The 21,296-nt window shown below is 46.4% G+C and carries 18 protein-coding genes, 14 tRNA genes, 1 rRNA gene and 1 pseudogene; 2 read left to right on the top strand and 32 right to left on the bottom strand.

From position 1 onward, the window contains the following. Positions 1 to 11 precede the first annotated feature (11 nt). The 13 genes from rpsS to rpsL form a co-directional block, all read right to left on the bottom strand. The gene (gene rpsS / locus FT12353_RS05700) at positions 12 to 287 is read right to left on the bottom strand and encodes a 30S ribosomal protein S19 (protein ID WP_047975022.1); all 276 of its coding nucleotides are present in this window, start codon (positions 285 to 287) and stop codon (positions 12 to 14) included. Positions 288 to 303: 16 nt separating this feature from the next. After that, positions 304 to 1,137 carry a 50S ribosomal protein L2 gene (gene rplB / locus FT12353_RS05695; RefSeq protein WP_047975023.1) on the bottom strand — a complete coding sequence of 278 codons (834 nt, stop codon included), beginning with the start codon at positions 1,135 to 1,137 and terminating at the stop codon, positions 304 to 306. 22 nt (positions 1,138 to 1,159) lie between these two features. Next, positions 1,160 to 1,447: a 50S ribosomal protein L23 gene (gene rplW, locus FT12353_RS05690; RefSeq protein WP_047975024.1), complete on the bottom strand. Its 288-nt coding sequence runs from the start codon at positions 1,445 to 1,447 to the stop codon at positions 1,160 to 1,162. Next, a complete protein-coding gene (gene rplD, locus FT12353_RS05685) occupies positions 1,447 to 2,070 on the bottom strand; it encodes a 50S ribosomal protein L4 (RefSeq protein WP_047975025.1) in 624 nt (207 codons plus the stop codon). The genes rplW and rplD overlap by 1 nt, the downstream gene beginning before the upstream one ends. 28 nt (positions 2,071 to 2,098) lie before the next feature. Further along, positions 2,099 to 2,788: a 50S ribosomal protein L3 gene (gene rplC, locus FT12353_RS05680; protein WP_047975026.1), complete on the bottom strand. Its 690-nt coding sequence runs from the start codon at positions 2,786 to 2,788 to the stop codon at positions 2,099 to 2,101. Positions 2,789 to 2,846: 58 nt separating this feature from the next. Beyond that, positions 2,847 to 3,155, bottom strand: coding sequence for a 30S ribosomal protein S10 (rpsJ, locus tag FT12353_RS05675; RefSeq protein ID WP_047975027.1), 309 nt, complete (start codon positions 3,153 to 3,155; stop codon positions 2,847 to 2,849). Positions 3,156 to 3,529: 374 nt separating this feature from the next. Beyond that, complete coding sequence (locus FT12353_RS05670) at positions 3,530 to 4,612, bottom strand: ABC transporter substrate-binding protein (RefSeq protein ID WP_203619018.1); 1,083 nt, start codon at positions 4,610 to 4,612, stop codon at positions 3,530 to 3,532. Continuing rightward, a complete protein-coding gene (locus tag FT12353_RS05665) occupies positions 4,609 to 5,412 on the bottom strand; it encodes an ABC transporter permease (RefSeq protein WP_059393925.1) in 804 nt (267 codons plus the stop codon). Before FT12353_RS05665 ends, FT12353_RS05670 begins: the two co-directional genes overlap by 4 nt. Next, positions 5,409 to 6,239, bottom strand: a complete 831-nt coding sequence (locus FT12353_RS05660) for an ABC transporter permease (protein WP_203619016.1) — start codon at positions 6,237 to 6,239, stop codon at positions 5,409 to 5,411. The genes FT12353_RS05665 and FT12353_RS05660 overlap by 4 nt, the downstream gene beginning before the upstream one ends. After that, positions 6,239 to 7,393 (bottom strand): ABC transporter ATP-binding protein, encoded by a 1,155-nt coding sequence (locus tag FT12353_RS05655; protein ID WP_059393927.1) that lies wholly within the window; start codon positions 7,391 to 7,393, stop codon positions 6,239 to 6,241. The genes FT12353_RS05660 and FT12353_RS05655 overlap by 1 nt, the downstream gene beginning before the upstream one ends. 133 nt (positions 7,394 to 7,526) lie before the next feature. Beyond that, the gene (gene fusA, locus FT12353_RS05650) at positions 7,527 to 9,638 is read right to left on the bottom strand and encodes an elongation factor G (RefSeq protein ID WP_059393928.1); all 2,112 of its coding nucleotides are present in this window, start codon (positions 9,636 to 9,638) and stop codon (positions 7,527 to 7,529) included. 125 nt (positions 9,639 to 9,763) lie between these two features. Next, positions 9,764 to 10,234 (bottom strand): 30S ribosomal protein S7, encoded by a 471-nt coding sequence (gene rpsG / locus FT12353_RS05645; RefSeq protein WP_047975033.1) that lies wholly within the window; start codon positions 10,232 to 10,234, stop codon positions 9,764 to 9,766. A 14-nt stretch (positions 10,235 to 10,248) separates the two neighbouring features. Then, complete coding sequence (gene rpsL, locus FT12353_RS05640) at positions 10,249 to 10,662, bottom strand: 30S ribosomal protein S12 (RefSeq protein ID WP_047975034.1); 414 nt, start codon at positions 10,660 to 10,662, stop codon at positions 10,249 to 10,251. A 254-nt stretch (positions 10,663 to 10,916) separates the two neighbouring features. On the opposite strand from rpsL, the pseudogene FT12353_RS08655 reads away from it, so the two are divergent. After that, positions 10,917 to 11,150, top strand: a pseudogene (locus tag FT12353_RS08655) (prepilin peptidase); the annotation flags it as partial. Positions 11,151 to 11,258: 108 nt separating this feature from the next. Beyond that, positions 11,259 to 11,594, top strand: a complete 336-nt coding sequence (locus FT12353_RS08535) for an A24 family peptidase (RefSeq protein WP_239061186.1) — start codon at positions 11,259 to 11,261, stop codon at positions 11,592 to 11,594. Positions 11,595 to 11,738: 144 nt separating this feature from the next. Here FT12353_RS08535 and FT12353_RS05630 read toward each other — a convergent pair whose 3' ends face one another. From FT12353_RS05630 to rrf, 19 genes are all read right to left on the bottom strand, one after another. Next, on the bottom strand, positions 11,739 to 14,222 hold the full coding sequence (locus FT12353_RS05630) for an ATP-dependent Clp protease ATP-binding subunit (protein ID WP_059393929.1): 2,484 nt from the start codon (positions 14,220 to 14,222) through the stop codon (positions 11,739 to 11,741). Between the two features lie 136 nt (positions 14,223 to 14,358). Continuing rightward, on the bottom strand, positions 14,359 to 15,477 hold the full coding sequence (gene prfB, locus FT12353_RS05625; RefSeq protein ID WP_059393930.1) for a peptide chain release factor 2: 1,119 nt from the start codon (positions 15,475 to 15,477) through the stop codon (positions 14,359 to 14,361). A 48-nt stretch (positions 15,478 to 15,525) separates the two neighbouring features. Continuing rightward, the gene (gene secA / locus FT12353_RS05620; RefSeq protein WP_203619013.1) at positions 15,526 to 17,937 is read right to left on the bottom strand and encodes a preprotein translocase subunit SecA; all 2,412 of its coding nucleotides are present in this window, start codon (positions 17,935 to 17,937) and stop codon (positions 15,526 to 15,528) included. A gap of 148 nt (positions 17,938 to 18,085) precedes the next feature. Further along, positions 18,086 to 19,396: a serine--tRNA ligase gene (gene serS / locus FT12353_RS05615; protein WP_059393932.1), complete on the bottom strand. Its 1,311-nt coding sequence runs from the start codon at positions 19,394 to 19,396 to the stop codon at positions 18,086 to 18,088. A gap of 437 nt (positions 19,397 to 19,833) precedes the next feature. Next, positions 19,834 to 19,907, bottom strand: a tRNA-Ile gene (locus FT12353_RS05610). A 23-nt stretch (positions 19,908 to 19,930) separates the two neighbouring features. After that, positions 19,931 to 20,001 (bottom strand) — tRNA-Gly (locus tag FT12353_RS05605). A 21-nt stretch (positions 20,002 to 20,022) separates the two neighbouring features. Next, positions 20,023 to 20,095, bottom strand: a tRNA-Phe gene (locus tag FT12353_RS05600). A gap of 21 nt (positions 20,096 to 20,116) precedes the next feature. Then, positions 20,117 to 20,190 (bottom strand) — tRNA-Asp (locus FT12353_RS05595). Positions 20,191 to 20,192: 2 nt separating this feature from the next. After that, positions 20,193 to 20,266, bottom strand: a tRNA-Met gene (locus FT12353_RS05590). Positions 20,267 to 20,293: 27 nt separating this feature from the next. Then, positions 20,294 to 20,383: transfer RNA gene (locus FT12353_RS05585), tRNA-Ser, on the bottom strand. 22 nt (positions 20,384 to 20,405) lie between these two features. After that, positions 20,406 to 20,479, bottom strand: a tRNA-Ile gene (locus FT12353_RS05580). 12 nt (positions 20,480 to 20,491) lie between these two features. Then, positions 20,492 to 20,565 (bottom strand) — tRNA-Met (locus tag FT12353_RS05575). Positions 20,566 to 20,591: 26 nt separating this feature from the next. Then, positions 20,592 to 20,665 (bottom strand) — tRNA-Pro (locus FT12353_RS05570). A 43-nt stretch (positions 20,666 to 20,708) separates the two neighbouring features. Further along, positions 20,709 to 20,782: transfer RNA gene (locus tag FT12353_RS05565), tRNA-Arg, on the bottom strand. A gap of 4 nt (positions 20,783 to 20,786) precedes the next feature. After that, positions 20,787 to 20,870, bottom strand: a tRNA-Leu gene (locus FT12353_RS05560). A 5-nt stretch (positions 20,871 to 20,875) separates the two neighbouring features. After that, positions 20,876 to 20,947 (bottom strand) — tRNA-Gly (locus FT12353_RS05555). A gap of 7 nt (positions 20,948 to 20,954) precedes the next feature. Beyond that, positions 20,955 to 21,027, bottom strand: a tRNA-Thr gene (locus FT12353_RS05550). Positions 21,028 to 21,068: 41 nt separating this feature from the next. Continuing rightward, a tRNA-Val gene (locus FT12353_RS05545) sits at positions 21,069 to 21,141 on the bottom strand. A 40-nt stretch (positions 21,142 to 21,181) separates the two neighbouring features. Further along, a 5S ribosomal RNA gene (gene rrf, locus FT12353_RS05540) occupies positions 21,182 to 21,296 on the bottom strand; the annotation flags it as partial.

Here is a 21,296-nt window from a genome sequence, read left to right as displayed (position 1 = left end):
TCATTTCCTCCTTACTTAGTCTTCTTATCGTCGTTCTTGTGACCCTTGAACGTACGAGTTGGCACAAATTCACCTAACTTGTGACCAACCATGTCGTCTTGGACATAAACTGGAACGTGCTTGCGGCCATCATAGACTGCAATTGTAAATCCGATAAAACTTGGGAAAATTGTTGAGCGACGTGACCATGTCTTGATCACTGACTTCTTTTCTTGGTCCGCTTGGGCCTCAATCTTCTTAAGCAAGTGTGGGTCCGCAAATGGTCCCTTTTTCAAACTACGAGCCATTAGTTATCTCCTTCCCTTACTTACTCTTCCGACCGCGAACGATGAACTTTGTTGAGTTCTTCTTCTTATCGCGAGTCTTCTTACCAGCAGTCTTCTTACCCCATGGAGAAAGTGGACTTGGACGACCAACAGGGGCCTTTCCTTCACCACCACCGTGTGGGTGATCGTTAGGGTTCATTACAGAACCACGAACGTGAGGACGCTTTCCACGCCAACGGTTACGTCCGGCCTTACCCCAGTTGATCAATGAATGTTCTGAGTTACCAACTTCACCGATAGTGGCGCGATTAGTGCTCAAAACCAAACGTACTTCACCTGAAGTCAAACGAACGATAGTGTACTTACCATCACGTCCCAAGATTTGAGCAGAAGCTCCAGCGGAACGTGCCAATTGGCCACCCTTACCGTTCTTCAATTCGATGTTGTGAATCAAAGTACCTTCAGGAATAGCACTCAATGGCAAGGCATTACCGACCTTAATGTCGGCATCAGGACCAGATTGAACCTTATCGCCAACCTTAAGTCCCTTAGGCGCCAAGATGTAGGCCTTGATACCGTCTTCATAAACGAGCAAGGCGATGTTAGCCGTACGGTTTGGATCGTATTCGATTGCCTTAACCGTTGCGAACTTGTCGTCCTTTGTACGCTTAAAGTCAATAATACGGTAGGCTTGCTTGTGTCCACCAGCCTTGTGGCGAACTGTCATGCGACCTTGTGCGTTACGCGCACCGGTCTTTGACTTCTTTGCCAACAAACTCTTTTCGGGCGTTGACTTCGTGATTTCTGCAAAATCAGAAGTCGTCATGTTACGACGTCCGTTAGAGGTTGGCTTGTATTTCTTGATAGCCAATGTCTTATCCTCCTATTAAAAATTAACCTTCGTTAAAGATTTGAATATCTTTTGAGTCAGCCTTCAAAGTAACGATAGCCTTCTTCATCTTACGAGTGAATCCAACATAACGTCCTTGACGCTTCTTCTTACCGCGAACATTTGCGGTATTCAAACGTGCAACTTGTACATCGAAGATTTCTTCGATAGCACGCTTGATTTCTGGCTTAGTAGCCCGAACATCAACTTCAAATACGTAACGCTTCATTTCTGTTTGCGCCATTGAAGCTTCGGTAATGATTGGGCGGCGGATAATATCGCGTGCATCCATTAGGCGAGACCTCCTTGGATTTCTTCGATCGCTGCTTGAACAACCACCAGCTTATCAGCGTTAACAACGTCCAAGACGTTGATACCGTTTGTTGTCATCACTTGAACGTTTGCCAAGTTACGAGCTGACAACAAAGCGTTTTGGTTACCTTCATCAACGATTACCAAGGCCTTTGAATCAACAGCCAAGTTTGCCAAAACTTCCTTGAAGTTCTTTGTCTTAGCTTCATCAAATGCCAAAGCATCAACTACGACCAACTTGTTGTCAGCCAACTTTTGTGACAAAGCTGACTTCAAGGCTAATTGATAAGCCTTCTTGTTGATCCGGTAAGAGTAAGAACGTGGGGTTGGACCGAATACGATTCCACCACCACGCCATTGTGGCGCGCGGATAGAACCTTGACGGGCACGACCAGTTCCCTTTTGCTTCCATGGCTTACGACCACCACCAGAAACAGCGGAACGGTTCTTAACCGCATGCGTTCCCTGACGCATTGATGCGCGTTGCATCAAAACTGCGTCAGTAATCACAGCATTGTTTGGTTCAACGGCGAAAACTGCTTCGTTTAAGTCCAAGTCAGCAGCCTTTGAACCATCTTGCTTTAATACAGCAACTTTTGTCATGATTGATTGTTCTCCTTTCTATAAAGTATTAAGCTTCTTCAGCCTGAGCTTCAGCAGCTGGCTTTGCGCCGGCCATCTTCACTTCAGGGTGCTTAGCATTTGTCTTAACAGTTGACTTGATTGTCAAAAGTGACTTGTTTGCTCCAGGAACGTTTCCCTTCAACAACAACAAGTTGTTTTCAACATCAACGTGAACAATCGCAATGTTTTGCATTGTCCGCTTCTGGTTACCCATACGACCAGGCAAGAGCTTACCCTTAAATACCCGGTTGATGATGGCACCCATTGAACCTGGGCGACGGTGGTAACGAGAACCGTGACTCATAGGACCACGTGATTGACCCAAGCGCTTGATAGCACCTTGGAAACCGTGTCCCTTAGTAATACCGGTAACATCAACATATTCACCGGCTTGGAAAGTGTCAACAGCAATTGCATCCCCAACGCTGTATTCGCCTTCCGCATCACGGACTTCACGAATGTAGCGCTTAGGGGCTGTGTTGGCTTTTGCAACGTGGCCTTGTTCAGGTTTGTTTGACAAAATCTCGCGCTTGTCTTGGTAACCCAACTGCAAAGCGTTGTATCCATCAGTTGCTTGCGTCTTAACTTGCAAAACAACGTTTGGAGTAGCTTCAACAGCAGTCACGGCGATCAATTCACCAGATTCAGTAAAAACCTGAGTCATACCGACTTTACGGCCTAAGATACCTTTAGTCATGACTAATCTCCTTCATTTCATCGCTAAACTATTTTATCTAGCGGGGTGGTACTTTAAATTAGAGCTTGATTTCGATTGCAACACCAGCTGGCAATTCAAGCTTACGCAATGCGTCAACTGTCTTGTCAGTAGGGTTCACAATGTCGACCAAACGCTTGTGAGTTCGCATTTCGAACTGTTCACGAGCATCCTTGTACTTGTGGGGTGAACTAAGCACCGTGTACAATGTCCGTTCAGTAGGCAAAGGAATAGGACCGGCGATTTCTGCGCCAGTACGCTTTGCTGTTTCAACAATCTTGTCTGCTGATTGGTCCAAGATACGGTGTTCGTATGCCTTCAAGCGGATACGGATCTTCTTTTGTGCCATTTTCGTGCCTCCTCGTTGATTTTGTAAATCAGCTAACTCCGATCAAAAACCGACAACACCTTTTTGCGGTGTTTTGCGCGCCCTTGGCAACGCGGCCGCGCGTGTCGCAACCTTAATCATCATCGCTAAACGTTAATACACCAGTCTTTTTGAGGGGTTTGCATCGGCAACCCCAAAAGGCGTACTTGAATATATTAACAGAAAAACCCTTGACTAGCAAGGGTTTCTACTGATTTATTTTATTTTTTTGCCAAATTCTTTTCGTTTAGAATCAGCAATCATTTTTTACCATATTCATTAATTTTAACAAAAATCCTTGGTTCTAACCACTCATGCGGATTTCTCCCATCAAAAAATCAGTAAAACTATTCATTTTATGATGGTCGTGAAATTTTGAATTCTAGGAAAGCGTCATTATAGCGTTGTGTCCACTCTTGGTTGAAGGTTTGATAAACCTGCAACCGGTCCAAAGTGGCAGCGGATGGATAAAAGGCCGAATCAGACTTTTCATCAGCCGGTAACAGCGCATAGGCGCCCTTGTTTGCCGTTGCATAGCCAACGTATTCGGCATTTTGCTTAGCGTTCTCCGGCTTATTTAAGAAGTTAATCAAGGCATAGGCCGCATCCTTGTGCTTGGCATTCTTTGGGATTACCAAGTTATCAAACCATTCGTTCGAACCATCTTTAGGTACCAGATAGGCCAAGTCCGAGTTTTGCGACATTGCCTGAGCAGCTTCACCAGAGTAAGTCACCCCGATGCTAGCTTCTCCCTGGGCCATATAAATCTTTAACTCGTCGGCCACAATAGCTTTGACGTTTGGCATCAAAGTATCTAACTTCCCCTTAGCCGCTGCCAAATCCGCAACATTCTGATCGTTAACGGACTTACCTTGGGAAATCAGGGTCATCCCCAAAATATCACGGGCTGAATCGACTAACATAATTTGCTTCTTGAATTGTGGTGACCACAGCTTCGACCAGGTATCAATCTGATCAGCACTAACCTTCTTCTTATTATAGAGAATCCCTAGCGTCCCCCAGAAGTATGGAACGGAGTATTTGTTGTGCGGATCAAAGGTCTGATTTAAGAAGCGTGAATCAATGTTGTTCATCCCCGTAATCTTGGACTTGTCTAATGGCGCCAACAAGCCTTCCTGGGCCATCTTGTCCACCATGTAATCGGATGGGACCGTTAAATCATAGTTTGTCCCACCCTGCTTAATCTTGGTGTACATGGCCTCGTTCGAGTCAAAGGTCTGATAGTTCACCTTGTAGCCAGTCTCCTTGGTAAACTTTGTCAGCAAATCAGGATCGATATAGTCACCCCAATTATAGAAGTTTAGGACTTTTTCGCCCGTCACCTCATCCTTGCGGCTATTATCAAAGACAGCCTTCCCGGCCACCAGGCCAACAACAACCAGTAATATGGCTAAAATACTTAAGAAAACTTTTTTCATTTAACCTTCTCCCTTAGTTCCGGAGCCTTTTGGCGCTGATTTAACCGGTTAATAAAGTAGTAGGCCACGGCAATTACCAGAGAAAAGAGGAAAATCAGTGCCGACAAAGCATTAATTTCCAATGAAACCCCCTGGCGAGCTCGTGAGTAGATTTCGACAGCCAAAGTGGAAAAACCGTTTCCAGTGACAAAAAAGGTCACGGCAAAGTCATCCAATGAATAGGTCAAGGCCATAAAAAAGCCCGCCACAATCCCTGGCGTAATCGCCGGAATGGTGACCTGCCCCAAGACCTGGGTTGGCCGAGCCCCTAAGTCCTGGGCGGCCAAGACCAAGTCCGGGTTCATTTCTTGCAACCGGGGCAAGACCATCAAAACCACAATTGGAATTGAGAAAGCGACATGGGCCAACAAAACCGTGACAAAGCCAAGCGAGAACTTAAAGGTCGTAAAGAGAATTAAGAACGCCGCCCCAATGATGACATCAGGCGAAACCAGTAGAACGTTGTTCAGGGAAAGCAAAGCCCCTTTAACCGCTCGCCGGTGAACACGAAAAATTGCCAATGCACCCAGTGTTCCAATAATGGTTGCTAATAAGGAGGATAGCAAGGCCACAATTCCCGTTTCAAAAACAATATCGATTAGGCGGGTATCCTGCCACAGTTCGCCGTAGTGCTTAAAGGAGAAGCCGGCAAAGCCCTGCATCGTTGTTCCCGCATTAAAGGAATAGAAGACAAGGTACAAAATTGGCAGGTAAAGAATCAAAAACATCACAATCAAATATGGGGTTCTGATTTTTTTCATGGCCGACCTCCCTTCTGCTTATCCTGTGTTAAGAGCATCGTAATCACCATCGCTACGATTAGGATGACACCAATCGTCGATCCAAAGGCCCAGTTTTGAGTCACTAAGAAATGCTCTTCGATTGCTGTTCCTAAAGTAATCACTCGGTTACCACCAATCAGACGGGTAATCATAAAGAGTGACAAACTGGGGATAAAGACCGCTTGAATGCCGGCTTTTACCCCAGGCATTGATAAGGGCCAGATTACTTTTTTCAAAGTTTGCCAAGAATTGGCCCCAAGGTCGCGACTAGCAGCCGTCAACAATGGATCGATATCATTTAAGGCATTAAAAATCGGTAAAATCATGAAGGGCAACTCCACGTAAGCCGCCACCAAAAGAAAGGACCAATCGGTAAACAGTAACTGCATGGGGTGAAAACCAACCACCGTCAAAGTCGAATTGACTAGTCCCCCCTGCCCTAACAAACCAATAAAGGCGTAGGTCTTGAGCAATAAGTTAATCCAGGTTGGCAATATGACTAACAACAGCCAAAACTGCTTATTTTTCAGCGTTGTCAAAAAATAAGCGGTTGGATAGGCAAAGACCAGTGTAATCACAGTAATCAAAAAGGCGTACCAGATTGAATTAAAGGTCATGGCCAAATAGGAACCCGAAATGAAAAAGGCTTGGTAGTTCGCCAGTGTAAAGTGGTGGTTTTGGTCCTGTAAAGACTCAAAGAGGAGCAAAAAGAGTGGTAACACCACAAAGCCTAAGAGCCACAGGCCATAAATTCCCATATAAGCAGAGGTAAAGCCCTGCTTTTGTTTTTTAAAAGACAGTGCCATTAGCCTTGTCCTCCCGATTGTGACTGATCATCCTTAGCAGCTTGCAAAGCCGCTTCGGCCTCTTCTTCATCGTAGGATTCCAGCCGGGCATCAAAGGCAGCTTCACTTTCGTTGTAGCGCATAATGTGAATATCTTCAGGGTCAAAGGTCAGGCCAACCCGAGCACCAACGGTCGCTGGGTTGGTCGCCTGGACCTGCCAGGTATTCATGTCATCATCAACGGCCGTAATCTCGTAGTAGTCCCCACGGAAAAGTTGGTCTTGGATGGTGACCACTAATTTACCATTAGCGGGATCAGTCAAATCCAAGTCTTCTGGCCGCAAGACCACTTCCACCCGTTCGTTTGGCCGCATACCAGCATCAACGTTTTCAAAATCCTTACCGACAAAGTGAACCAGGTAATCATGTTTCATAATTCCGGGCACGATATTAGTTTCCCCAATAAAATCAGCAACAAAGTGATTAATCGGTTCATCGTAAATGTCTTCTGGGGTCCCATTTTGTTGGATTAAGCCATCATGCATGACAAAAATCCAATCCGACATCGCCAGGGCTTCTTCTTGGTCGTGTGTCACGAAAACGAAGGTAATCCCCAGGCGCTTTTGGATATTACGTAATTCCTGCTGCAATTCTTTACGCAACTTATAGTCCAAGGCCGACAGCGGCTCATCCAAGAGGAGGACCTCTGGGTCGTTAGCCAAAGCACGGGCAATGGCCACACGCTGTTGCTGCCCACCTGAAAGTTCGCTGATTTCCCGGCGTTCAAAGCCTGACAACTTGACCAAGCCCAACATTTCCTTGACCTTGTCTTGAATGTCCTTTTCGGCCATCTTCTTTAAGCGCGGACCAAAGGCCACGTTATCAAAGACATTCATATTTGGAAAGAGGGAATAATTCTGAAAAACCGTGTTGACCCGTCGTTTTTCAGCCGGCACATCATTGATGACCTGGCCCTCAAAAAAGATTTTGCCCGCATCTGCCTGTAACTGACCAGAAATCAGTTTCAAAATCGTCGACTTTCCGGAACCGGATGGGCCCAATAAGGTATAAAACTTTCCTGGTTCTAAGACCAGGTCAATTTCCTTTAATACTTCCGTATCGCCAAAAGATAAGGCGACCTTGGAAAATTCAAGAATTGGCATCTTTTCAACCATGTTACTTCTCCAATCATTATTGTCACCATCTTACAACAAATGAGACAACAGACCAAACTTTAAAATTTTATCGGAAACAAAAAACCAGGCTGCCGCAGCAACCTGGTTTTCAGACAATGAGTGAAAGAAGCAATTAAGCTTCCTTACCTTGTGCTTTGATAATTTCTTCTTGAACGTTCTTAGGAACGGCTTGATAGTGGTCGAAGACCATCTGGAAAGTACCACGTCCTTGCGTAGCTGAACGCAAAGTCGTTGCATAACCAAACATTTCTGACAAAGGCACTTGTGCCTTAACAGCCAAAACAGGTCCACGGTTTTCTTGTCCTTCAATCAAACCACGACGTGCAGAAACGTGTCCCATCACATCACCAAGGTTTTCTTCAGGAACAACGATATCAACAGCCATGATTGGTTCCAAAATAACGGCACCGGCAGTCTTTGAAGCTTCCTTCAAAGCCAATGAAGCGGCAATCTTAAAGGCAGCTTCAGAAGAATCGACATCGTGGTAAGAACCATCGTACAACTTGGCCTTCAAGTCAACCAATGGGAAGCCTGCCAAAGGACCAGCGTTCAAGGCATCCTTCAAACCTGCTTCAACTGAAGGGATGTATTCACGAGGAACAACACCACCGACGATGGCATCTTCGAATTCGAAGCCAGCACCTTCTTCGTTTGGTGAGAATTCAATCCAAACATCACCATATTGTCCCTTACCACCAGACTGACGCTTGAAGAATCCACGCGCCTTAACGTCCTTCGTGAAGGCTTCACGGTAGGCAACTTGTGGGGCACCAACAGTGGCTTCAACGTTGAATTCACGCTTCATACGGTCAACCATGATGTCCAACTGCAATTCACCCATTCCGGCGATCAAAGTATCACCAGTTTCCTGGTTAGTTGTGGCACGGAATGAAGGATCTTCTTCAGCCAACTTCTGCAAAGCAGTAGCCAACTTGTCTTGGTCGGCCTTTGTCTTTGGTTCGATGGCCAATTCGATAACTGGTTCTGGGAATTCCATTGATTCCAAAACCAATGGGTGATCAACAGCAGTCAAAGAGTCACCGGTAGTTGTGTTCTTCAAACCGATCGCAGCAGCGATATCACCTGAGAAGACTTCTTCAATTTCAGTACGTGAAGTAGCGTGCATTTGGAGCAAACGACCAACACGTTCACGAGTATCTGAAGAAGTGTTTTGTACGTATGAACCTGATTGCAAAGTACCAGTATAAACACGCATAAATGTCAAACGACCAACGAATGGATCCGTCATGATCTTGAAGGCCAAGGCAGCAAATGGCTTTGAGTCATCGGCAACCAAGTCAACTTCTTCATCAGTCTTAGGGTCAGTTGCGACATAAGGACGAACTTCTAGAGGACCTGGCAAGTAATCAACAACGGCATCCAACATCATTTGAACACCTTTATCCTTGTAGGCTGAACCAGCCAAAACAGGATAGAATTCCAAATTCAATGTGGCACGACGAATAGCAGCCTTCAATTCATCGATAGAAATTTCTTCACCTTCAAGGTACTTTTCCATCAATTCTTCGTCAACATCCGCAACGGCTTCAATCAAAGTTTCGCGCTTTGTTGAAACGATGTCTTGGTAGTCAGCTGGGATTTCGCGTGGTTCCCAAGTTGAACCCAAGTCATCAGTTGGGTAGTAAGCCTTTTGTTCAATCAAGTCAATAACGGCTTCGAAGTCATCTTCTGCACCAATTGGCCATTGAATAGCTTCAGCGTTAACTTGCAAACGTTCGTGCATTGAGTTAACTGACATTTCAAAATCAGCACCCAACTTGTCCATCTTGTTAACGAAAACAATCCGGGGAACGTTATAAGTAGTAGCTTGGTGCCAAACAGTTTCAGTCTGTGGTTCAACACCAGCAGCACCATCCAACACGGCTACGGCACCATCCAAGACACGCAAGGCACGTTCAACTTCGATTGTAAAGTCAACGTGACCTGGAGTATCGATGATGTTAACACGGAATGGGTTCTTTTCGTATTGGTCGAAGAATCCACGCCAAACAGCAGTAGTAGCGGCTGATTGGATCGTGATTCCACGTTCCTTTTCCTGTTCCATGAAGTCCATTTGTGAAGCACCATCGTGTGTTTCACCAATTTTGTGAATCTTACCTGTATAGTACAAGATTCGTTCTGTCGTCGTCGTCTTACCGGCATCGATGTGGGCCATGATACCGATATTACGAGTGTGATCAAGCGGGTATTCACGCTTTGCCATGATGATCTCCTAATTTTTTATCCTAGTTGCAACAAAAAGCGAGCAATATTTGTTCGCTTTTTTAAAAATTATGAGCCTATTAGTAGGCCCGTAAAAGCGAACCAAAGTCCACTTTTACGAAAATCCTACCAACGGTAGTGTGCGAAGGCACGGTTGGCTTCAGCCATCTTGTGTGTGTCTTCACGCTTCTTAACAGAAGCACCGTTTTCGTTGGCTGCGTCAATAATTTCCTTAGCCAAACGTTCTTCCATTGTGTGTTCGTTACGCAAACGAGCGTAATTTACCAACCAACGCAAGCCCAAAGTAGTCCGACGGTCTGGACGAACTTCGATTGGCACCTGGTAGTTAGATCCACCAACACGGCGGGCCTTAACTTCCAAAACTGGCATGATGTTTTCCATTGCTTGTTCGAAAACTTCCAATGGTTCGTTACCAGTAGTTTCCTTGATGCGGTCAAAAGCTGCATACAAGATAGTTGAAGCAGTTCCGCGTTTTCCATCAACCATCAACTTGTTGATCAAACGTGAAACTAACTTTGAATTGTAAATTGGGTCAGGCAAAACTTCCTGACGCTTCGTATAACCTTTACGTGGCATGAGTTGTCCTTTCCTTACTTCTTAGGAGCTTTCGTTCCATACTTTGAACGTGAAGTCATACGGCCGTCAACACCGGCAGTATCCAAGGCTCCACGAATAACGTGATAACGCACACCAGGCAAATCCTTAACACGACCACCACGGATCAAAACAACCGAGTGTTCTTGCAAGTTGTGACCAATACCTGGGATGTAAGCAGTAACTTCGTACAAGTTTGACAAACGTACACGAGCGTACTTACGCAAAGCTGAGTTAGGCTTCTTTGGTGTCAAAGTTCCGACACGAGTCGCAACTCCACGCTTTTGTGGGGCAACATTGTTTGTTGCCTTCTTCTTCATTGAGTTGTAGCCGAAGTTCAAGGCTGGTGACTTTGACTTAGTCGCTTGAGACTTACGTGACTTACGAACCAATTGGTTAATTGTAGGCATCCTACTATACTCCTTCATTCTTGTTTTTTCACAGTTCCAGGCGTATCATTTTTGTTCATAAACAAAAGTGCTCCTGGAAGTCCTGCTTCGACTTGCCTTTACACAGGCCTTTTGCCGGTTTTACCCGCGCAAAAGGACTAATGACTTAAAAGCACGTTGAATATAATAGCAGGTTTAGAGCTAATGTCAAGGGCTTTTTGCTAGTTTTTAAGGGCCGATTTTAATTTTTAGGGTCGACTTTCGTCTAACTCCCTATGACTAACATTTTACTATATTTAACAAACTTAATCATCGTCTCACTGATTTTTTGCCTGGCCGACCGGTCCAGTCAAAATCTTTTTCTGTGGACAAAACGCTCATATTGTTTCAGTTGTCACCACATTCTGTTTTGGCATGACCTCATCCCCGTTTTCTCGGCTTGGTTTTTGAGGGGACGCTGTCGTTACTGCAAACACCACTTTGCCAACTGGCAATTACTGGCGATCCTTGAAGGAATTCTGCCGCTTTTCCTCACAGTTCTCTTTCACCAGAATAACCTGTGGGTTCTTGGTTCTGCATACCTTTTACTTTATTTAGCCAAGGAAGATTGGTCCACCATGACCTGCTCAGCATGGTTAGCCTGGCTGTGGGTTGCCGTCTTAATTTCATTCGGTCATTACCCCTATAACGGTTGGCTTCTCACTGCTTTGATTATTTTAGTCCTATGGTTGACATACCGTGATTTTCTCGGATCAGGTGACATACCAGTCTTAGCAATCGGCTTTTTTGTTCTAACCGAGCAGGCCTTCCCCCTTTTCTTACTTTTTTCCAGTACCACTGCGCTGATTTATTTAGCGTTTCAACAAGAAAATCAGCAAAGACGCCTGCCCTTCATCCCCTTCTTGTTTGTCGGTTTCGTTTTGGCCGGACTGCTTAGCCCTCTCTTAACATAGGACTGGCAGCGATTCAGGCACTTGCTGACACAAAAACAGAGGTCAAACCCTGGGGGCTTAACCTCTGTTATCAAAAGCTCGTTTTTGCTAGCTCTATGCACGCGGGCTACCAGATTGTTACCACTCTGGTGGCCATTTGTCGTGCTATTCCTTAACGAGTTCGCCCTTTTTTTCAGGCATTTCGCATTTCTTAATCTTTAACTTAATTTGACCGTGTTGGGCACCAATCGTAACAACATCTTCCGTGGTAATTTCACCGTCTAGAAGCGCCTCTGAAAGCCGGTCCTCAACCTCGGTCTGGATAACCCGCCGAACTGGCCTTGCACCGTATTCGCGGTCATAGCCAGCGTCAGCGATGGCATCGATTGCAGCCATCGTCATCTTAACCTTAATGCCTTGCTCTGCTACTCGGCGGAGCAATGACTTGGTCATCAAGCGCACAATTTGTCGAACCTCGTCCTTGGTTAATGCATCAAAGACCAAGACCTCATCGATTCGGTTGATAAATTCTGGGCGGAAAGTTTCCTTAACCGTCTCGCGAATCTTTTTGGCCACGGCCTGGTCATCATTTTTCAAATCAGTTGAGCCAAAGCCAAGCATCTTCTCGTCTCGCAACCGAGTTGCACCCAAGTTCGAGGTCATGATAATCACGGTATTGCGGAAGTTGACCTTCCGGCCCTTCGCATCCGTCAAAAAGCCATCATCAAAGACCTGCAACATCAAATTAAAGATGTCTGGGTGGGCCTTTTCCACCTCATCCAAAAGAATAATGGAATAAGGATGGTTACGGACCTGCTCCGTTAATTGCCCACCTTGGTCATAACCAACATAACCAGGAGCTGAACCAATCAGTCGTGAGGCAGAATACTGTTCCTGATACTCGGACATATCAACCCGAATCATATTGTCTTCCGAACCAAACATGATTTCGGACAGAGCCTTGGCTAACTCGGTTTTACCAACACCAGTTGGGCCCAAAAATAGGAAAGTTCCAATTGGGCGGTTCGGATCAGACAGACCTGACCGTGAACGACGGATGGCACGGGAAATCGCTGAAATCGCCTTTTTCTGACCGATAACGCGCTTACCCAATTCCTTTTCCAAGTTCACCAAATGATCGGATTCTGATTTTTCAACCTGAGTCAACGGTACCCCGGTTTGTTGAGAAATGACTTGGGCAATATTGGCCGGCGTCACCTTCAAACCAAAGCTTTGGTCCTTTTCTTGCTTCTTTTCCTTGCGAAGCAAAGCGCGGTCAATCTTCTTCCGCAAGCTCATTTCCTTCAAGCGCAAATCAGCAGCCTTTTCAAAGTCCATTGCGGCAATGGCCTCATCCTTGGCCTTTTGAATCTTGACCAGTTCAATCCGGTCCTTGTGGAGCGGTGTTGCCCGATCAACATCGTCAATCCGCACCTTTGCTGCCGCTTCATCCATTAAATCGATGGCCTTATCAGGCAAAAACCGGCCGGTAATATACCGTGATGATAGGTTAACAGCTGCTTCAACAGCTTCTGGCTCGATATCAACCTGGTGGAAGTTCTCGAACTTCTTTTTGATCCCGTTCAAGATGGTAATTGCTTCGGCCGTTGACGGTTCATTAATCGTTACCTGGGCAAAACGGCGTTCCAAGGCGGCATCAGACTCAATGTATTGTTGGTACTCATCAAAGGTAGTCGCACCCAACATTTGCAAATCGCCACGGGCAAGAGCAGGCTTTAAGATGTTGGCCGCATCAATGGCGCCCTCAGCGCCACCGGCACCAACAAGGGTATGCAATTCATCAACAAAGAGGATCACATGCCCATCCGCCTCAATTTCTTCGATAACTTGCTTCAATCGGCTTTCAAATTCACCACGGTACTTGGTACCCGCGACCAATGACCCCATATCCAAGGCCATCAGGCGCTTTTTCTTCAAAGAATCCGGCACCAAACCGGCCACAATGCGCTGGGCCAATCCTTCGGCAATCGCAGTCTTTCCAACACCTGGTTCACCAACTAAGACAGGATTGTTCTTTGTCCGCCGAGACAAAATTTGGACAACACGCCGGACCTCAGTATCGCGACCGATGACGGGATCCAAGTTACCAGCTTTGGCAACTTCGGTCATGTCCCGAGCTAATTTATCCAAAGTGGGCGTGCCCAACTCCTTGGCTTTCTGCTGTTTGGCCTGTTTGCGTAAATCAGTTACGCCCAGGCGCCGCAAAATTGCCTTGTTCATGTCTTTCAAGTTGACGTCTAAACCAATCAAAATGCGTGATGACAAGATGCTTGAATCCTGGAGCAGTGACAGGAGTAAGTGCTCCGTTCCCACTTCAGCCTGCCCCATCAAATCCGCTTGATCAGCGGCCCACTTCAAAATCGAAGCCGCCTTGGGTGAGTATGGCAAGTAGGATTCCTGGTTGGCATCCTGGTCCATCCCATAGCCCGTAAACCGCTCGATTTCCTCTTTGATTTTGTCACTATTGACGTTAAATTCAGCCAAAACTTTAGCCGCCACGCCCGCTTGTTCCAAAGACAAGGCTAGGAGTAGGTGTTCCGTCCCAACGGCACGGTGTTGAAAATACTTTGCTTGGTCTTGTGCCAATGACAAGACGTTTTCTGCAGAACTAGTATACTTGTTTTCCATTTTCCCTCCTTATATCATAACGGGGAATGTCAAATCCGATATTGGTACATATTATAACGCAAGTTTATTTTTTCGGAAATAATTCTGAAATAAGAAAAAGAAAACCAAGGATATTCCTGGTTTTCTTTTCTGTGTTTTAATCTGGATTCTTCAGACTTAGTTGCCATTGGAGATAAGCATTAATCAATGGGTCTAAATCGCCATCCAAAACTTCTTGTGGTTGGTTACTTTCGTAATTGGTCCGGTGGTCTTTGACCATCTGATAAGGGTGCATTACATAAGAACGAATCTGAGATCCCCAGCCGTTTTCCATCTTTTCCCCGGACAAGGCCGCCCGTTCCGCTTCCTTCTTCTCCAACTCTAACTGATAGAGTTTTCCCTTCAAGAGGCGCATGGCGTAATCACGGTTACCATATTGTGTTCGTTCAACGGTTGAAGAAACAACGATTCCTGTTGGTTCGTGGGTCAAACGGACACCCGTTGAAACCTTGTTAACGTTCTGTCCTCCCGCTCCACCGGAACGGAAGACATCCATCTTAATGTCATCATCGCGAACTTCGACTTCAATACTGTCGTCCAATTCCGGCATCACATCAACGGAAACGAAAGAAGTGTGCCGACGGCCAGCAGAATCAAAAGGCGAAATTCGAACAAAGCGGTGAACACCCTTTTCAGACCGCAAAAAGCCGTAGGCATTGTGGCCAGTAATCTTCAAGGTCGCTGAATCAATCCCAGCTTCATCACCGGCATGATAATCCAAAACATCAACCTTAAAGTCATGGGCTGAAGCCCAACGAGTATACATCCGGTACAAGTTGGCTCCCCAGTCGGTTGACTCGGTTCCACCAGAACCAGGATGAATTTCCAAAATGGCATTGTTGGCATCGTATTCACCCGTCAACAATTGCTCCAGGTTATAGGCCTCAACATCTTTTTGCGTCTTTTCAACCAAGTTGGTTAATTCTTCTTGGCTGTCTTCATCATCGGGGTCTTCTTCCACCATCTCGATTAAGACCTCAATTTCATCAGCCTGTTCGGATAGGTTCAAGAAAGAATCACGCCGATTTTTCAATACATTGCTTTGTTCAATGATTCCCTGGGCCTTTTCTTGGTCATCCCAAAAGCCCGGTTCTGTCATTTGGTATTCAAAATCAGCAATTTCTTCTGTTAGCGCATCCAAATCCAACGTTTTGGCAAAACGTTCGATATCCTCTTGGATGGCTGTTAGCGCCTGTTTGGCTGCCACTGTTTCCATGGCGGGTCCTCCCACATAAGAAAAGCGAACTGAGCGTTCGCTTTTTGTTTACGCTGTTAAGTTCGTACGAATCTCGGCCTTCATAAAGGTCCGGGTAGCATCGTATTCGATATCAGCAATCATTCGATTAAAGTTTGCAAAGGCTTCGTTTTGATACTCCACCAATGGGTTTAACTGGCCGTAACCACGCAAGCCGACTCCTTGGCGCAAACGATCCAAGGCATCAATATGGTCTGTCCAGTGTTGGTCAACTGTTCGCAAGATAACAATGCGCTCGAAGGCCAACAATTGTTCTGCTTCCTGCAAGTCTTGCTTCTTTTCAGCCAGGTTATCAAGGGCCAACTGGTACAAACGGTCCTTGATTTCTTGGCGGTTCAAGTTTTGCAAACGAACAGCACCGAGGTCCTTAGATGTTAATGACGTTTCTACAAAGGCAGAAAGGGCATCCAAATCCCATTCCTTTTGATCCTTACCAGGCGTTTGGGCATCAACCACACGGTTGATTGTCCGCTTAACCATTGGCAACAAAACATCATCCAAGCTCTTCTTTTCGTCCAAAACTTGGTCACGTTCACGATAAATCAGCTCACGCTGCTCACGAACAACATCATCATACTGCAAGACGTTCTTACGAGTATCGTAGTTGTTTCCTTCAACTCGCTTTTGAGCTGATTCAACCGAACGCGTAATCCAGCGGTGAGTAATCACCGTGTCTTCATCGTCCATGTTCATTCGTTGCAGCATCGTCCGCACTCGCTCGGCACCGAAACGAATCATCAAATCATCTTGCAATGACAAGAAGAATTGTGAAGATCCGTGGTCTCCCTGACGACCAGCACGACCACGCAGCTGGTTATCAATTCGACGTGATTCGTGACGTTCCGTGGCAATCACGGCCAAGCCACCCAAATCATCGATGCCAGGGCCTAATTTGATATCAGTTCCACGACCGGCCATGTTCGTTGCCACCGTGACGGCACCACGTTGACCCGCATTGGCGATAATTTCGGCTTCTTTCTCGTTGTTCTTGGCATTCAAGACGTTATGTGGAATCTTGTGCGCCGTCAACAACTTCGCCACCAATTCAGAAGATTCAACTGAACCTGTTCCCAACAAGACGGGTTGGCCCTTCTTGTGCAATTCCGCTACCTTATTGATAACCGCATTAAACTTAGTCTTCAATGATGGGTAGAGCAAATCAGGCAAGTCCTCACGTTGGATTGGCCGGTTGGTTGGAATTTCAACGACTTCCATGTTATAGATTTCGCGTAATTCTTCTTCTTCCGTCTTGGCCGTTCCAGTCATACCAGATAACTTCTTGTACATCCGGAAGAGGTTCTGGTACGTAATTTGAGCCATTGACTTATTTTCTTCACGAACCTCGACGCCTTCTTTAGCTTCGATGGCCTGGTGCAAACCATCAGACAAACGAGTCCCTTCTGAAATACGACCCGTTGACTGATCAATCAACTTAACTTCACCTTCCTGAACAACATAATCCTTATCGTTCAAGTAGTTGAAGTTGGCACGCAAAGCCTGATCCACGTGGTGAGTCAAAGCTGTGTTTTGCGCATCGTACAAGTTATCCAAGTTAAAGAAGACTTCAGCATTCTTGATTCCTTCACTCGTGAGTGAAGTATTCTTGCTTTCTTCATCGACCTTATAGTCTTCGTCACGAGTTAAGGTCTTAACAAATCGGTCAACCTGTTGGTACAAAGGTGAAACCCCTGAACCAGGACCAGAAATGATCAATGGTGTTCGTGCCGTATCAATCAAAATTGAATCCGCTTCATCAATTAAAGCGTAGTTCAAACCACGTTGCATCACGCGGTCTTCTGCCCGAGTAACCATGTTATCACGGAGGTAGTCAAAACCAATATTAAAGTTTGTTGAATAAGTGATATCAGCGTCGTAAGCAGCCCGCTTTTCATCAGGAGCCGCATCACCAACGTTCACACCAACAGTCAGACCCAACCAGTTATAGAGTTGACCCATCTGTTCCGCATCACGCTTTGAAAGGTAATCGTTCACCGTCACAACGTGGACACCTTGGCCGGCCAATGCGTTCAAATAAACTGCCATTGTGGCCGTTAATGTCTTTCCTTCACCGGTCTTCATTTCGGCTAGGTTTCCACCATGCAAAACGATGGCACCCATGATTTGTACTCGGTATGGATAAAGGCCCAAGACACGCTTAGCACCTTCTCTTGCCACCGCGAAGGCTTCAGGCAAAAGGGCGTCAAGCTCTTTTGCCGTTGCCTTTTGCTTTTCAGCTGAAGTTGTCTTGCCAGCTAAAGATGCTTGAATTTGAATTTGAAAGTCTTGCGTCTTCTTTTGCAAGGCTTCATCAGACAGGGCAGCAACCGTATCTGCGTATGACTCTACCTGGTCAGCAACCTTTTCAATCTTTTTTAATTGACGCTTTGAATTGTCGTAAAGTTTACGGACTGGATTAACCATGCTTATATCGGTGACCGTTAAAAACGGACACACTCCCTTCATCACAAAATGTTCATTAAAATTTAAGAATACTACAGCCTAGTATAGCAAAAAAGCCGTGGAAATAACAGACTTGGCAGTCTGAAATCAGCCGACAGCTTGGTTGTTTTTAATGATGTGGTGTTGCCTGCAATGTTTCTTGGCCACCCAAATATGGACGCAAAACTTCTGGAACCGTTACTGTTCCATCTTCATTTTGGTAGTTTTCCAAGATGGCAGCCACTGTTCGACCAACGGCCAAACCGGAACCATTTAAGGTGTGAACCAATTCCAACTTACCATCTTCATTCCGGTAAGTAATGTGCATCCGGCGAGCCTGGAAGTCACGGGTATTTGATACAGAAGAAATTTCACGGTACATGCCCTGGGCTGGCAACCAAACTTCCAAGTCATGCGTCTTGGCCGCGGAGAAGCCCATGTCCCCCGTTGACAGCGTAATCACGTGATATGGCAAACCTAATTTTTGCAGAATATTTTCGGCATTGTTTGTCATCTTTTCCAATTCTTGATCGGATTGGTCAGGCGTGGCAAACTTGACCATTTCAACCTTATTAAATTGGTGCAAACGAATTAATCCGCGCGTATCACGACCCGCAGCACCGGCTTCCTTTCGGAAAGATGGTGACAAAGCCGTGATGGAGATTGGCAAGTCCTCTGCAGGAATTGTTTCTCCCGAGTAGTAGTTTGTCAAAGATACTTCGGCCGTTGGGATATAGGTTTGGTTCAACCCTTCCACCCGGTAAGCATCATCTTGGAACTTAGGATACTGGCCAGTTCCAAACATGGCTGAATCGTTCACCACGATTGGCGTAATCATTTCGGTGTAACCTTCTTCACGATGCTGGTCAAGCATGAAGTTATACAATGCTCGTTCCAAACGAGCACCATCACCAACGTAGTACAAGAACCGTGCACCAGAAACCTTGGCTCCACGTTCGAAGTCCAAAATCCCCAAGTCCTCACCGATTTCATAGTGAGGCTTCAACCAGGCTGGTGCTTCGGTCTTAACCACCGGGCGGCCTTGGTAATCAGCAGGTTCCCAGGTTCTGACTTCAACGTTTGCTTCTTCATCAGGACCAACTGGCACGTCATCCTCGGCAATGTTTGGCAAGTGTGCTGCCTGGTCCTTAACCGCTTGATCTAAGCCTTCTAACTCTTGATCGAGGTCCTTGATTTCCTTGGCAACGGCTTGCATTTCCTGAATGGCAGCTGAGGCATCTTCTTTTTGACGCTTAGCAAAGGCAATCTTATCAGATGCTTCATTCCGCTTAGCCTTGAGCTCTTCCACCTTGGCAATCACGTCTCGTCGCTTCTGGTCTGCAGCTAATAAATCAGCTAAGACGCCATCTTGCACACCACGATCTGCTAACTTTTGTGTTGCAACTTCCTGATTCTTTCGTAAGTACTTCAAATCTAACATGGGTTTCTCTCCTTTTTTGGATAATAAAAAGCGCTTTTTCATCCAACTATCTCTAGTCAAGGGACGAAAAAAGCGCAATCCGTGGTACCACCCTAGTTCTGCAAGTCATGCAGCACTCAATTGAGGCCTGATAACGGTGGTAAACCGAGCGACATTACTCGCTAACGTAAATCTGTCGGAGTTTCGATATGACCCTTTACACCAACCAGAGCCTCTCTAAGTTTATCTACTTATAACAGATATTTGCTTAGCTTTAGTATAGCTATTTTGATTGAAAAAGGCAAGATAAGGTGGCGCTCAATCACCAAATCGGCAGAAAAATCTGTACATGACTTAGTAACAGACCGAAGAAGCAATTCGTATGCGGTATGCGACTTAGCAAACAGTGTGTGCACACCCCATTGCACAAAAAAAGAAGACCTACGTCTTCTTTGTCATGGGCCATCCAGGACTCGAACCTGGGACCTCTGCGTTATCAACACAGCGCTCTAACCAACTGAGCTAATGGCCCATCTTCTTTCGGCTTCTTGCCTAAGCGAATGACGGGAATCGAACCCGCATAGCCAGCTTGGAAGGCTGGAATTCTACCATTGAACTACATTCGCATCTTTTCTGGGTTCCCCCAATGGCGCTGGACGGAATCGAACCGCCGACACATGCAGCTTCAATGCATTGCTCTACCAACTGAGCTACAGAGCCAACTTTTCTTTTTTCAGAAAACGGTCACAACGGGGTTCGAACCCGTGATCTCCTGCGTGACAGGCAGGCGTCCTAACCAGCTAGACCATGCGACCAATTGCGGGAGTAGGATTTGAACCTACGACCTTCGGGTTATGGGCCCGACGAGCTACCGAACTGCTCCATCCCGCGATAATATTATTCTGGGCAACACCCGTAAGGAGAATGGGGGATTCGAACCCCCGCGCCGGTTTCCCGACCTGACGGTTTTCAAGACCGTTCCCTTCAGCCAGACTTGGGTAATTCTCCATGTTCTTTTAATCCACTTCCATGGACCATGTTGGACTCGAACCAACGACCGGACGGTTATGAGCCGTCTGCTCTAACCAGCTGAGCTAATGGTCCCAGCTCGAGTCATCGCGGCAGGGGGAATCGAACCCTCGACCTCTCGGGTATGAACCGAACGCTCTAGCCAGCTGAGCTACACCGCGATACTTTGCTGTAGTACTCACAGCGATCGGGACGACAGGATTCGAACCTGCGACCCCCTGGTCCCAAACCAGGTGCTCTACCAAGCTGAGCTACGTCCCGCTTTCTTTTTGGACTTCTTCGCCCTAGACCTTTTGGGGCCTTATGCACCTAGCAGGAGTCGAACCTGCAACCTTCTGATTCGTAGTCAGACACTCTATCCAATTGCGCTATAGGTGCATTATGCCGGCGACCGGGATCGAACCGGTACGATGTTTCCATCGCAGGATTTTAAGTCCTGTGCGTCTGCCTATTCCGCCACGCCGGCATCCAAGCGAACGACGGGATTCGAACCCGCGACCCCCACCATGGCAAGGTGATGTTCTACCTCTGAACTACGTTCGCATAATCATGCCGACTAAAGGATTCGAACCTTCGACCCCCGCTTTACAAGAGCGGTGCTCTACCAGCTGAGCTAAGTCGGCTGGATTGCCCGACGCGGCGTGCATATCTTGGCCTTCGCCAATGGACGATACAGGGATCGAACCTGTGACCCCCTGCTTGTAAGGCAGGTGCTCTCCCAGCTGAGCTAATCGTCCAAAATAAAAAAAGAAGTCCCCTTCTTTTTTATATGTATCGGCATCGCGTCGTCCTATCCTCGCAGCCAGCGTTCCGGCAACTACTTTCGGCGCTATAGAGCTTAACTTCTGTGTTCGAGATGGGTACAGGTGGTTCCTCTATGCCATCAACACGA

The sequence above is a fragment of the Fructobacillus tropaeoli genome (assembly GCF_016860625.1).
Lineage (GTDB): Bacteria > Bacillota > Bacilli > Lactobacillales > Lactobacillaceae > Fructobacillus > Fructobacillus tropaeoli.
Note: the sequence above shows the minus strand (reverse complement) of the source record. Positions and strands in the feature narration are given on the sequence as shown.